The sequence below is a fragment of the Nostoc sp. CHAB 5836 genome, assembly GCF_020829445.1.
Taxonomy (GTDB): domain Bacteria; phylum Cyanobacteriota; class Cyanobacteriia; order Cyanobacteriales; family Nostocaceae; genus Nostoc.
This window is the reverse complement of the sequence record NZ_JAIVFV010000010.1, coordinates 1-12708: the sequence shown is the minus strand read 5'-3', so window position 1 is coordinate 12708 and position 12708 is coordinate 1. Positions and strand designations below refer to the sequence as shown.

General features: G+C 41.0%; 11 protein-coding genes and 4 pseudogenes. 8 read left to right on the top strand and 7 right to left on the bottom strand.

The window, feature by feature from the left end:
- Positions 1-6: 6 nt before the first annotated feature.
- Both LC605_RS33250 and LC605_RS33245 read right to left on the bottom strand, forming a co-directional pair.
- Positions 7-1293 (bottom strand): annotated as a pseudogene (locus tag LC605_RS33250) (HNH endonuclease); the annotation flags it as partial.
- Between the two features lie 60 nt (positions 1294-1353).
- A pseudogene (locus LC605_RS33245) lies at positions 1354-1641 on the bottom strand (FAD-dependent thymidylate synthase); the annotation flags it as partial.
- A gap of 200 nt (positions 1642-1841) precedes the next feature.
- Between LC605_RS33245 and LC605_RS03535 the strand changes: the two are divergent.
- Together LC605_RS03535 and LC605_RS03530 are read left to right on the top strand one after the other, a co-directional pair.
- Positions 1842-2057: a chlorophyll a/b-binding protein gene (locus LC605_RS03535; RefSeq protein WP_190912609.1), complete on the top strand. Its 216-nt coding sequence runs from the start codon at positions 1842-1844 to the stop codon at positions 2055-2057.
- A 145-nt stretch (positions 2058-2202) separates the two neighbouring features.
- Positions 2203-2784 (top strand): thioredoxin family protein, encoded by a 582-nt coding sequence (locus LC605_RS03530; RefSeq protein ID WP_229546192.1) that lies wholly within the window; start codon positions 2203-2205, stop codon positions 2782-2784.
- Positions 2785-2866: 82 nt separating this feature from the next.
- Here LC605_RS03530 and LC605_RS03525 read toward each other — a convergent pair whose 3' ends face one another.
- Positions 2867-3379: a hypothetical protein gene (locus LC605_RS03525; protein ID WP_229546191.1), complete on the bottom strand. Its 513-nt coding sequence runs from the start codon at positions 3377-3379 to the stop codon at positions 2867-2869.
- 414 nt (positions 3380-3793) lie between these two features.
- On the opposite strand from LC605_RS03525, the pseudogene LC605_RS03520 reads away from it, so the two are divergent.
- The 3 genes and pseudogenes from LC605_RS03520 to LC605_RS03515 all read left to right on the top strand — a co-directional run.
- Positions 3794-3941 (top strand): annotated as a pseudogene (locus LC605_RS03520) (3-phosphoshikimate 1-carboxyvinyltransferase); the annotation flags it as partial.
- Positions 3942-4464: 523 nt separating this feature from the next.
- Positions 4465-4599, top strand: coding sequence for a hypothetical protein (locus tag LC605_RS32780; protein WP_267868395.1), 135 nt, complete (start codon positions 4465-4467; stop codon positions 4597-4599).
- Between the two features lie 120 nt (positions 4600-4719).
- Positions 4720-5892 (top strand): type I restriction endonuclease, encoded by a 1173-nt coding sequence (locus LC605_RS03515; protein ID WP_229546190.1) that lies wholly within the window; start codon positions 4720-4722, stop codon positions 5890-5892.
- A 332-nt stretch (positions 5893-6224) separates the two neighbouring features.
- On the opposite strand, the gene acsF is transcribed toward LC605_RS03515, so the two are convergent.
- Positions 6225-7301: a magnesium-protoporphyrin IX monomethyl ester (oxidative) cyclase gene (gene acsF / locus LC605_RS03510; RefSeq protein ID WP_229546189.1), complete on the bottom strand. Its 1077-nt coding sequence runs from the start codon at positions 7299-7301 to the stop codon at positions 6225-6227.
- A 421-nt stretch (positions 7302-7722) separates the two neighbouring features.
- Here acsF and LC605_RS03505 point away from each other — a divergent pair, with 421 nt between their 5' ends.
- Positions 7723-8217 (top strand): TM2 domain-containing protein, encoded by a 495-nt coding sequence (locus LC605_RS03505; RefSeq protein ID WP_229546188.1) that lies wholly within the window; start codon positions 7723-7725, stop codon positions 8215-8217.
- A gap of 294 nt (positions 8218-8511) precedes the next feature.
- On the opposite strand, the gene LC605_RS32775 is transcribed toward LC605_RS03505, so the two are convergent.
- The 3 genes from LC605_RS32775 to LC605_RS03495 form a co-directional block, all read right to left on the bottom strand.
- Entirely contained in the window at positions 8512-8634 is a 123-nt protein-coding gene (locus tag LC605_RS32775) for a hypothetical protein (RefSeq protein ID WP_267868393.1), read from the bottom strand.
- A 17-nt stretch (positions 8635-8651) separates the two neighbouring features.
- Positions 8652-9281: a DUF2996 domain-containing protein gene (locus tag LC605_RS03500; RefSeq protein WP_229546187.1), complete on the bottom strand. Its 630-nt coding sequence runs from the start codon at positions 9279-9281 to the stop codon at positions 8652-8654.
- A gap of 127 nt (positions 9282-9408) precedes the next feature.
- On the bottom strand, positions 9409-10464 hold the full coding sequence (locus tag LC605_RS03495; protein WP_229546186.1) for a DMT family transporter: 1056 nt from the start codon (positions 10462-10464) through the stop codon (positions 9409-9411).
- A gap of 251 nt (positions 10465-10715) precedes the next feature.
- Between LC605_RS03495 and LC605_RS03490 the strand changes: the two genes are divergently transcribed.
- Together LC605_RS03490 and LC605_RS03485 are read left to right on the top strand one after the other, a co-directional pair.
- Entirely contained in the window at positions 10716-11078 is a 363-nt protein-coding gene (locus tag LC605_RS03490) for a hypothetical protein (protein ID WP_229546185.1), read from the top strand.
- Between the two features lie 1388 nt (positions 11079-12466).
- Positions 12467-12708: pseudogene (locus LC605_RS03485) on the top strand (hypothetical protein); the annotation flags it as partial.

Sequence of the window (12708 nt, the reverse complement as noted above, 5' to 3'; positions counted from 1 at the left end):
AACTGCCATACCATTAGCAACAAAGTTATGCCAACACCCTTCTACTTCTAGGTCATAAGTCATTTTTTGTCCAAGGTATTCTACACTTTTGACTTTGACTGAATGCGCTTGGAGTTTTTTGCCCAGTGGCTTTGGTTTATGTTGCCAATTTTCTCTATCGATGATGGGATTATAAAATTGAGCAAATTCCGTTTCTTGGTTGTTCTGATGAATAGATTCGTGACACTCTTTGCATAAAGTCACTAAATTTTCAAAGTCATAAGCATAGGATTGATCGGCATAAACTGGTACTAGATGGTGAGCATGAAGAATACCACCCCGAACTCTACATTTTTGACAAATATAGTTGAACTTGTCGTGTACTACTGGCGCAATTTCCCTTGTCCATGCACCTATTAGCTCACGCTCAGTGGATGTACCCCCTTTCCAAAAATTCGATTCTTCTCCTCTTCTAGTATATTTTTTGGCATTATCAATACGTTTTTGACTACTTTCTTCTGATAGGTTTAAGTTGTAACCACCTTTACCCTTATTCCACGGTTTTTTTGTGCCAGAGGATTTCTTATTCAAGGATAATCCGTAAGTATAAATCCATTTTTTAATTGCTTCTATTGAGCAGTTAGCCAATGCTGCCATTTCATCAGCATGAAGTCCTTGATCAAGTTGTTCTTCTAACCAAGCTTTATCTCGATAAAGTGCATTAGAGTTATAGTTCCAGGGTTGATGGCCATTAGAAAATTTACTATCTTTTTGGTTTAAAGTTAATCCATATCTATTAGCCCAGTTTCTTAGTGTATTGATTGAACATTCAGACATTTGTGCAATCTCTAATGCAGACAATCCTTTTGCAATCTGAGATTCCAGCCATTCTCGATTTCTGTAAAGCCGATTGCCTAGTACTGCCATACCATTACACATTACATGGCATAGCTTAGTCATTTTGGCTACGCTACCATTATGATTAGTAACCAAACCAACTGCATCACCCATTCTTTGCCAGCCTTGTGAAGTAAAAAGGCGGTGATTAACCGTGCAATCTAAAGTTTTTCCATCTTCTAAAGTTACTCGGTACACTGGCTGAAGACCACTACACATTACGTCCTTGATATGCCCAACTTCAAACAAGCCAGTCTCTTCGTTGAGAACTCGCAGGCGCATTTTGCGGATACGTTGTTTACAGTCACGTCGATATTGACCAGGTGATTGTCCATTTCTACCGCGAATCGACCGTTGACGAATCGCTTTTTCCCCATTAGTCCAAAGGTCGTATAACTCTCCAATGGTTTTTTTCAATTTCTGGTTACTTTGACCTTCACAGTTAACGAAGGTAATTTCTGTATCAGATGCCAGACATTGAACATCAAATGATACGCCGACGCGATGGGTACGGGCCTGCTGCATCACACTGTGGGGAAAGTAGCCACAGTTGAAAACAATCTGGGGATGCTCTAGAGGCCCATAGTGTCCCCTTTCACCTGCTAAAAGTCGCTTAACAATAACTTCGCCGCTTTGTGACTCCGAGGGCCAGGAGTCGCGCTCATCAAACACGAACCCATCAGTATAGTCTTGGTGCATCGCGGCATAAATCACCTGCTGCGGGTTGGGTGTTTTGGCAATAACCTCTACTCGAAATCGATGCATTAGGTGTTAACGAATGAATTTGTGACTGAAAGTGCTTACAAATAAGGAGTAGAGCCTGTTGCTTAGACATGGCTTTCAACTCGATTCATCATCATATCTCTTCTTTGGCTTGGACTTCTACTTGAGCAGATTAAGATCCTTTACAAATATTAATAATATTGTTACAGTTGTTTACATAAATCAAAGACAGGGAAAAATCCATGCGCACAAACACTGCTATAATTGACGACCAAGGCAAACTGAACAACTTTGCGATCGAGCCAAAGGTTTATATAGATGAGCAAGGCGATCGCACTGGTTTCACTCCCTATGCAGAAATGCTCAATGGTCGTTTAGCAATGATTGGTTTTGTCTCTCTCATAGCATTAGAAGTATTCACAGGACACGGGATTATTGGTGTTTTGGCAAGCCTGTAAAAACTAATTAACATAACTTAATTCTCAACAAATGTAAGAGACGGTAAATTTACCGTCTCTTAATTTATGGAAAACTTAGTGGTAGAGTAAAAATATACTGATAGCAAAAGCCCTTAGTTATCAGCGTAAAGTTATCAGGTAAATTATGGTTTTAACTGCTTCGACTATGTTGCCACTAGGCACAAAAGCACCAGATTTTAATCTACCAGAAGTGGTATCTGGAAAGGGAACTTCACTTTCCACCTTTGCAGATAAAAAAGCGCTGTTGGTAATGTTTATTTGTCGGCATTGCCCATTTGTAAAGCACATCCAACAAGAATTAGTGCAGTTAGGAAAAGACTATTTTTCAACTGATTTAGCGATCGTTGCCATCAGTGCTAATGATGCAAAGAATTACCCAGATGATGCGCCACAGTCGTTACAAGCATTCGCCACAGAACAAGGGTTTAATTTTACCTTATGCTACGACGAGAGCCAGGAAACGGCAAAAGCTTACACAGCAGCTTGCACACCAGATTTTTTTGTATTTGATGATCAACGCCAACTTGTTTATCGGGGACAATTAGATGATAGCCGCCCCAGTAATGGTAAACCCGTAACAGGCGCAGATTTACGCGCAGCCATTGAAGCAGTGCTAGCAGGTAAACCTGTTACAAGCGAGCAAAAGCCGAGTGTTGGTTGCAATATCAAATGGAAACCTGGAAACCAACCCAGTTATTTTGGTTGAAAAGGATTGGGGATTGGGGATTGGGCATAGGTTATTCTCCTTGTCTGCCTTGTCTTTCTCCTTCATTCCCACTCCCCACGATTCAATGTTTAATTTCCAAATTTAGTATGTAGCACCCTAGTTGGACTTTTTCTGCCCACAATTCATATTCTAGACGCAAATGTTCTGGCAAGGGATGCCCGTTGAGAGTTAAGCTACTAGTAAAATTTCGTAAACGAATCGGATCGTTAGGTTGTAATGACTCAGTTGGCAACCAATAGCGACTAATGCCATAAACGCCCTGTTCCCAGAAGTGACGGTAACTCACTTGAGCGTTACCTTGCATGGTCATGATGACCCGGTAAGGGGAAATCTCCAGCCACAAAATCCTGGGACTGCTAGGGGCGTAAGCTTTACTCTTACTTTGGGGAAGCGTGTCCTCTGGACTTACAACACTCTCTACTTCACAGCTAATTAAGGGCGGTGCGGTTAGCAACAAATGGAATCTATCAGTATCTTTTTGATACAATGTTCCGGCAGTTTCGACAACAGACCAGATTGGTAGGTCAGTGGAAATAAGTGATAAGCACACGGGCTTGCGGTGATGGGTCAGCATGGGAGCGATAAGGGCTAAAAGCTATTGAACAAAATGAAATAAACACTCTAGCTGTCTAATAGGTCGGGGTAAGAAACTAAATAGTAAAGCAGGCTTAAGATTAATGAATCCGGTGATTTGTTAATAAGCTACACAAATCTGGGTGAAACAGGTAGAATGTCAGGCTGTACAGTAAAAACGGTACTTTTTCTAAAGAGAGCTAATTCGTAAGTCAAGCTTGTAAATATTCTAAGGCTATAGCCTCAAAACAGTGGGAGTTGGTTTAGATGCTAAGAAACCTTCTTGAGAGACTTCCCCTAGATGGAGTAAGTTTCATAGAGCCAAAAGCAATAGGACACTAGGAAGGAAGTCACCAGAAGCGACAAACTGAGTCGCTGATAAACTTCTGGTGTATTCAAAAGCCAGTGTATCCTAATGTCGGCTTCTGTCATAACCGTAAAAACTCACGAAGACCTTTCTCACAAGTTAATTATTTAGCGGCCCCTTTTAGCTGTATTTACGGGGTCGCATCCGGGTACTTGGGGATAAATCTATCTCTCACCGTGCTCTAATGTTGGGCGCTTAAGCTCAAGGTTAAACCGAATAACTCTCGCATAATACTGTGATTGATGTTGGGAATTTTGGTATCTCATATCATGTCCGCATAATTAGTTATGATTCCCACAGTCATTGTACCCTACACGCCAGATGCACAACGAAGGGGAGACCCCAGACGCTCTCTACGAGACGCTACGCGCGTTCGCAGACTCGCTAACGCAAAACTGAATTACGAATTACGTTAGCGCAGCGTTGACGAGTATTCGTTGGCGGAGCCTCTCGTAGAGAGCGTCATTACGAATTACGAATTATTTACAGCAGTTTTCATGTATTTGAACCACAAATAGACCTCTCTCCAAACCTCTCTCCTACGAGGAGAGAGGCTTTGATTTTCTCCCCTTCCCTTGTAGGGAAGGGGCTGGGGGTTAGGTTTCATAATTGTGGTTCATTTACCTGAAAATCGCTGTAATAACGGGTGATGGCTCTTTGCTCCCGCGTCACATCCCTTGTAGTTAAACCTTTGCAATAAATGGAACCAAAATTTGGGGATGCAAGGGCAATTCTTTAGCGACTTGCTTTCTCAAAAGTGTGAACAGGTGATGAGTGTTACAGGCTGGTACTTATTTGGGAATACTTTTATAGGAGTGATCAAAAAGGCGATCGCCCTAACACTTTCAATTTAAATGTATTGTATCACCTTACAATCACTCCTATTTTACAAAAAATACGTATCAATAATCACTAATGTACCAGGAGTAAGCAAGATGGGATTCACTGAAGATATTGTCAAGCTGTCTGAACAAGTGCGTAAACGATTTGACCAAGTTGTTGGCGAAGAAGCTACTAAGATGGCACTGATTGTTCCTTTTTTGAGCGCTCTTGGCTACGATGTGTATGATCCTAGCGAAGTCATGCCGGAATATGTAGCAGATTTTGCGACTAAAAAAGCAGGGCAGTTTGAAAAGGTAGATTATGCTTTAGCTATTAACGGTACTAAGGTTATGCTCGTAGAGGCAAAAGCCTGTGGTAAAAAAGCTGAAGCACATGATGGACAATTAAGCCGCTATTTTAATGGGCTTTTGACAACAAAAGTAGCTATTGTCACTAATGGAATTGAGTACCGTTTCTTTACAGACTTGCGTGATAAAAATGTCATGGACAAGGAGCCATTTTTTACTTTTAACATTCTGGAATATGATACCAAAGATATTGATAACCTCAAATTTTTTCATCGAGATAATTTTGAAGTTACAGCTATTACCAACCATGCTGAGGAAATGGTTTATGTAAAAGGCATGACTCATCTTCTCGGAAATCTTTTACGTTCTCCTTCTGAAGAATTTGTTCGCTTTTTAGTGGCTGAACTCGGTACACTTGCCCCCAGTTATGAAATTCAAGGTCGAATTACTGGTAAGGTTATTGATAAATTCAAACCAATTGTTAAAAAGTCGATTCAGGGAAGTTTAGTAGAGTTAATGACTCGCTCACTGAGCCAAGAAATAACTCAGCCTGTTGAACTAGAAGTAGAACAAGAGATTGAAGAAGAGGAAAAGCAACAAGAATCTCAAGACTCAAAACTAGTAACAACTGCTGAAGAAATCGAAGCTTTTGAAAAAATTAAAGCAATTACCCAAACTTCAAGGAGTTACAATTTTGAACTCCAATACAAGGACACTGCTTCATACTTTGGTATTAATCTTGGCAAACCTACGTGGTGGTTTTTGCGGCTGTATCTATCTTCGCAGAAAAAAAGTTTTATTACTCGACTAAGTGTAGATGAAGTAAAGACTCTAGCTTCAAATTTTGAAGTTCAGGAAGTAACAGCTTCTCTGGGGGATGCAGCATCCAAAGTAATTATTTCTTCTATCAGTGATTTTGACAAGCTGACATCACTGATTCTCAGCTGTTACGAGACAGAAGCAGCCAAGCATCAAGCATTGACTCCAGATGTAATTAGAATGGAAAAATCAGCTTAATGGCAATGTTGTTAAACTAATTTCGTATCCGACACGGGGGCGATCGCAGTAGTAATTGGTTGACCTGTAAACCTCAAAGCACTACTATTCACCTCCAGATGTGGGGCGTAAATGGATTTCACCAGCGATCCAATACGGTTGGGTTAAGGATTTTCTGGAGAACCATAGGCCTGTAGAGACGTTGCATTGCAACGTCTCTACACTGTCCACTGGATAAGGGTTTTAGTCTTATCCCAAGCGTATTGACCAGCGATCGCCTTTTGAACAAAAAAACAAAAAAAGTGGCTCTGCAATCAGCAGAACCACTAAAGCTTTCGCAAACCTGTTATAACTTAACGAACTGCTCCTTGAGCGGAAACAGTATCAATCGGTTTCATTAGGTACAGACGTAATAATTGCCAGCCGTTGGAGATGTAAAGCGGCAGTTTTTGGAAGAATTGCAGGAATTTGGGAGTGCTGGAGTTAGCGATCGCACTCAGCTTCTCATTATTGCTTATACAAGTATCCAAGCGCTGATAAAAATCTGGATTCTCTACATCCAGCATGAGTGGGAACACTCTACCAGCGTTTTCATTGGTCTTCTTAATTACATGGATGTCGTATTCTCGCGCATCTAATCCAAGGGTGGCATAAAAGTCCTTCCGTTGGATGTCATTCAGATACATTGTCGCAAACACCGACAATAGGAAGAAGCGACTCCATAGCCGTGCTTTCCAATCATTTAACATTTGCGGCTGAGATTTCATGATCGCATCAAAGAAATCGCCGTGACGGTTTTCATCTTGACACCAGTTTTCAAAGAACCGGAAGATTGGATAAATCCGGTCTTCGGGATGTGCTTCTAAATGGCGAAAGATGGTGATATAACGCCAATAACCAATCTTTTCAGAAAGATAAGTGGCGTAAAAGATGAATTTCGGCTTAAAGAACGTATAATTGCGGCTCTTAGTCAAAAACCCTAAATCTAGAGACAGATTAAAGTCTGACATCGCTTTGTTTAAAAAGCCAGCATGACGCGCTTCATCCCGTGACATCAGGTTAAAGCACTCTGCCAAAACGGGGCTTTTGCCTTTCAAGCGACGGCCAAGTTCTTTATATAGCAAAAAGCCAGAAAACTCTGCGGTACAGGAACGTTCTAGAAATTCAACGAACAATCGGCGAGTTTCCCCGTCAATATGATCCCAGGATTGTTCAAACTCCGCATCCCGAACAAAGTGATGGCGGTTGTAGTCAGTGCGGAACTCTTCGAGAATGGCTTGTAACTCATCTTCGTTGACGGAGATATCCATCCGCGCCATTTCATCAAAATCGGTAGTATAAAACCGAGGTGTTAACAGGGTTTCTTTTGCCGGGACTTTAATCCCTGGCCGGATTTCTTCAAAGCCTGGTTTTTTGAGGGAATCTACCATGTCTTGATTGCTCTTTCGTCTTTATTATCTTAAGTAGACCCTTCGGGTTTGGTAGTTACTCATGGGGAAAACCCGCTCTGAGCGACTGCTTCACCAGAAAGCCAAGGGTAATGTTCTGTTAAAGCGTAACAGCCCACAATAATCCAATTGTATAAAGTTCAGTCTACCAAGGTGCGGGTGAGAAATTTGTAAGCAAAAGATTAAGAGTTGCAACAATCATTCAATGTTTGCGGAACCAAGAATCGCACATTAGTAGTCAAATAAACGTAGTTCAGTGATTAGCACTGTTTCGATCAAGTGTAGTAGCACGCACCTTTTGTATTCTCAAAGCGCTGCTATCTCAGTAATTTTCTGTAGTTGTTACTACAACATGGAAAACCCATCTCCGACAACAAGAGCAAATCCAAAGGTTGAAAACAAGATGAATCTTGAAAACAATCAGCAGAAAGACCGACTTCTTGTCTCTTACATTTTGTGTGCAGTCGGATTTATGGGGGTGGGAGGATTGCACCGTTTCTACAATGGCAAGATCGGGACTGGTTTGTTGTGGCTGTTAACTGGTGGTGTATTTGGTATAGGGCAGGTCGTGGATTTGTTCTTTATCCCCGGCATGGTTGACGAATACGAACACAACCTGAGATTAAAAGCGGGTGTATCTCCATTTGGTGTGCCGTTAAATCAAGCAGTGGTAGCCTCTCAAGTCCACCGCCCAACAGGCAACCAACTGATCATTAAACTGATTGAAGCGGCGGAAAGCAAGGGTGGTATTTTAACTGTTACTCAAGGCGTGAAGTTTACAGGAGCTAGCTTTGCTGAAGTGGAAGCTACTCTCAATGAGATGTATAAGTCAGGTTATGTGAAAATCGATAACGACCCCAATACTGGAGCCGTTATCTACCATTTCCATGAACTTTAATTGTTATTAGTCCTTTGTCCTTTGTCCTTTGTCCTTTGTTAAGAACCAATGACTAATGACTCAGGGCTATTTGATTCTAGACACAAACCACCCGGAACTGAAGTTCCGGGATCATAGCTAAAGTCCGTTAAAACGGACTATAACTTTTTCTCAGTAGTCTAAAGACTACTTTCGCTATTAGACTCAGAATTAATTCTGAGGCGGGCTAGATGAGAATGAAATAGCCTGCTAATGACCAATGACCAATGACTAATGACCAATGACCAATAGACATCTGGTGAAATTAAATATGCGTTACCCAGAACCCTTGTAGAGACGTAGCACTGCTACGTCAAAACAATTCTTTTTCGGAGATGACCAATGACCAATGACCAATGACCAATGACCAATGACTAATGACCAATGACCAATGACCAATGACTAATGACCAATGACTAATTTCTACCTAACCACTTTTGACCATCCAAGCGCTGAACTAAGCCAAATACCAACAAATCGAGGGTAGTTTTGCGTTCATCGATTAAGAATGACTCAAGAGTGCTAGGTTTTTTGCCTTCATTACAGGAAAATCCCTTTTTCCCTTGAATATTTTCTTCGGGGAAATACAGGTTAAACTGACGCCGACCGATTTCTGACCAACTGCCGATAATTTGCCAGCATTCTTCGGCCGATTCAAAGCCAGTGATTAGCACCTTTTGCTTCGCAAAAGACACCTGTAAATCTTGCACACCTTGTTGAGCGATCGCTTTTTGTAAAGCTGGCAAGTAGTCTTGCTGGATAAACTCTACAAATGGCTTATCTTCAACAGCTGGGGCTTTTTCCTTTTTGGCAACTTTAGCTGCTGCGGGTTTTTCTCCCTTGGGTGATGCAGCATCTGTTTCAGCAGCATTGGGATTATCTTCGGGGTTTGCGGCTTTAGGATCTGGCGCGTTGGCAGTAGGAATATCTGTGGCTTCGGGTGAGTCTGTACTAGGAGCGTGTTCTTCAGCTACACTGGGAGCTTGCTTGTCAACAGTGCTGGGAGCTACTTCTCCCGCTTGATTGTGATTGGTTGGGTCTGCCATTGCTCAGGTCGATCCTTTAATCTAGCTTTGGGAGCGATCGCTCACCTTGATGTATCGAGTATTTTTATTTTGACATATTAGTACGTTTTAGATGTTCAATCCAAAATCTCAAATTCTTCCGCCTTCTTCAAATCCCCTTGAATCCCATATCAGTTTCTACCTGTTGCTGTGCCGGAGTAGAATTCACTTTGCCAGACGCAATCCTAGAAGTCTCGCGCCAAATGCCAACTTGGCCCAAGAATATGCCTACTAAAATCAAGCTACCGCCAATATATTGAGGTTGGGTAGGGGCTTCACCCAAAATTAAATAGGCTGCTAGGATGCCTACAACTGGCCCAAAGGAGCCAATTAAAGAAGCCATAGATACAGTACAAGTTTTCAAGCCTTTAATCAAAAAAGACTGACCTACCACCACAATCAACCCACCATACAAAAACATCCACTGCCACAAGAATGGTGAAAGGACATCAGCGAAATGATCACTACCATAGAGGACTAAAGCAAAGAAGAAAAAGATTATGGTTCCTAGTGCAGTCCGAAAGATGCTATAGATTCCTAAAGGTATCTGCGAAAGGTATTTTTTACCGATAATGGTAGAAGCGGTTCCAGCTAAAGATCCTGCTGCTGCTAAAAGTTCCCCTATGCCTAAACTGAAACCTCCCATATTCATCATGGTTTCTGTTGCAGGCTGAAGGATAATAGTGAGGATAACGCCGACAAAGGCTGCGATCGCTCCCATAAGTTCCCAAATATTTACCCGTTCCCTCAATAACCAGACTGATAAAGCCAGAGTTAGAGGCGGTTCCAAACGTCCCACTAAGATGACATTGTTCACTCCTGTGAGTGCCAGTGCCTGGAAAATTAAGCCAGGGGCTAACGCTCCCGATAAAACAGCTACTAGCGTTAGACTGACCCAATCCTTCCTTGAGAGCTGCTTCAAAGTAGTTTTGTTCCACTGTCGCCCATAGATTAGGATTAGAAGTATCAAAGCGCAAAGGTTTCCCACGAATAAAACATTACACAAAGAAATCGGATTGCGATCGCCGATAAAATGTTCAGCACCAATTTCTGTTAGCTTCCGAGTCACTGCGCCAGATGCTGCAAAAATTAGTGTTGCTAGCCAGAGATATGTTTGTCCGGGAATTCTAGGGATTAGGCGATGTGTTCTTCTGGGTCTGGTCACAATAGCGTCACTGCAATGAAAGCATTGCTCATTATAAGTTACCGTCACCCAGTTCAGAATGAGGTTTTGTTGAGAAAATACTGAAATTATGCTGTGACTTTGATTTACATCATTGCCTGAGAAAGCGCTGAGAATTAACTAAATTTTCTCAAGGGATAAATTCATAAAAATAGTAGCTTAGTTTCAATCAGCTCTCACTCCCACCTGAGATGCTTAGGATGTTCAGGATAAAACAAAGAAGAGAGTAACAAATGAAACTTGCACCCCTATTTACAAGTGTTGCTTTGGTTGGTTTTTTCACCGTTTGGGACGCTCCATTAAAGGTGATCAATCCGTCACTAATACAGGCATCAGCAGCCGAAGAAATGTCTATAGCACAGAAACTAGACTTACTTACTAAAAGTAAGGATCAGATTGGTGGTGGTGATCAACTGCGTCGTTTCTTTTTTGGTGACTTGGAGCCAATCGGTATCCAGCCAGGTGGTGCAGGTCACGTAGTTAACCTTTATAACAAAGCCAATGATGTCACATTCGCTTACTGTTCGCACTACGATGTGATTGTTGCCATTAAGAAAGGTAAGGTAACTAAGTTTGAACCCAGTGAAGTGAAGTAATACTAAATCCACTTTCTAATTAATATTTATTTGCTAAAACCAGAGCAGCAATTTGATTGGATCTAAGAGGCAATGTCTGATAACAAACCCCGAGCAATAGACATCTGGTGAAATTAAATATGCGTTACCCAGAACCCTTGTTTTGACGTAGCACTGCTTGTAGAGACGTACCAGTGCTACGTCAAAACAATTCTTTTTCGGAGATAGTTATGTACTGGGTTAAGTGCAACGCAAAATCAAGGTTTTGCCATATACTGAGATGCTCTGCTGTGCTAACTATCAGAGCAAAATACCCTTTTAAAACATCCTCTTAGTGAGATAGACATCTGCGATCGCAACAGAAAGGTTGGCTCGTGGTTAGCAGCTTCATTTGGCGTAGTTAAATCCCTGACAATACAGGATTCAAATTTTGTCAATATATATTAGTTATATTAGTTGACCTAAGATATAGCAAAAGTCTGATTTGGTCATCCACAAAAAGGCATAAAAGTTATTGCAGAATCACGTTAAACGCAGATTCGATACTTCGTTTTGTAATATATCAATATTACTAATATTAGGCTAATGGTAGTTGAATAGCGATGTCTACGACAGGCTACGCCTAAGCCAAAAGACTAGAATATATCAGCGTTAATATTTACTTATATAATCAATTTTTGTTATCAAATTTACTGAAGTATAAAAGTATGAGTTTTGAAGTACAGAATGTGCGGTTAAAGCTACTTTGTAAATAAACAGTCCAATAGCGATCGCCTGCGAAGATTAAATCGTTTCATCGCTATTAAAACAGTCGAGTTATATCTGCATCCGCGAGCTAAAACAATCACTAGCAACTAAAGCTTAACCCAAATATTATCAAACCTTAACAAATAAAAGTATTGTTCTTAACGTTAGTCAAATATGATGTTATTAACCTTATTAAAGGTACAGTTTTTAACCTTAAAGTTTCGACTGTTCATGGGCAAATTAAAGACCTTGACTCTCTGTTAATTGAATAAATACTAATTACAACACTCTTGAGTTAAGTAGTCCTCGCCTGTTTAAGGTCAAAGATTTAGTAGTATTTCAGTTTTGCAAACTTCTCGGCTATATAAGCAAAGAAATATAGCGCAGACTACATCTTTAGGACTTACGCAAGTGTCACAAAAAATAAAAGCTTTTATTTTGTAGTAAGGGCTTCAGCCCTGATTTTGAGGACTAAAGTCCTCACTACAAACTCAAAATAATATGCCATTTGCGTAAATCCTAATCTTAAATCTTAGGCTGCCAAAATTAGCTTTGTTTGTATCGTCAAAGACTTTTAGTCAGATAGTAATTTGCATATTTGGAATGCTGCGTATTTGGAATGTTTTCAAAAGTTTAACAGTTTAAATAAGGAGAAAATTCTCATGGCACTCTACGGCTATACCATTGGAGAAGATCGCGACGGCAACTCTAGTAATGGAAAGCAACTTGACGTTTACCGCTTTGTGCTACCTCCTGCAGCTACTACTGTACCTATTCCTGCCACAGTAGTAGGTACAGTCACTCTTGCAGCTACTGTTGGAGATTTAGAAGGTTTAGGAACTAACCCCGCCGGAAGAGCAAGTGCGGTTAACGAAGCACGGGTCAGTTTTTCAACATTAAAAAA

Bases quoted from the DNA above. Each gene is read 5' to 3' on its own strand.
- LC605_RS03535 (WP_190912609.1), top strand. From the start codon at position 1,842: ATGCGCACAAACACTGCTATAATTGACGACCAAGGCAAACTGAACAAC.
- LC605_RS03530 (WP_229546192.1), top strand. From the start codon at position 2,203: ATGGTTTTAACTGCTTCGACTATGTTGCCACTAGGCACAAAAGCACCA.
- LC605_RS03525 (WP_229546191.1), bottom strand. From the start codon at position 3,379: ATGCTGACCCATCACCGCAAGCCCGTGTGCTTATCACTTATTTCCACT.
- LC605_RS32780 (WP_267868395.1), top strand. From the start codon at position 4,465: ATGCAAGGGCAATTCTTTAGCGACTTGCTTTCTCAAAAGTGTGAACAG.
- acsF (WP_229546189.1), bottom strand. From the start codon at position 7,301: ATGGTAGATTCCCTCAAAAAACCAGGCTTTGAAGAAATCCGGCCAGGG.
- LC605_RS03505 (WP_229546188.1), top strand. From the start codon at position 7,723: ATGAATCTTGAAAACAATCAGCAGAAAGACCGACTTCTTGTCTCTTAC.
- LC605_RS03500 (WP_229546187.1), bottom strand. From the start codon at position 9,281: ATGGCAGACCCAACCAATCACAATCAAGCGGGAGAAGTAGCTCCCAGC.
- LC605_RS03490 (WP_229546185.1), top strand. From the start codon at position 10,716: ATGAAACTTGCACCCCTATTTACAAGTGTTGCTTTGGTTGGTTTTTTC.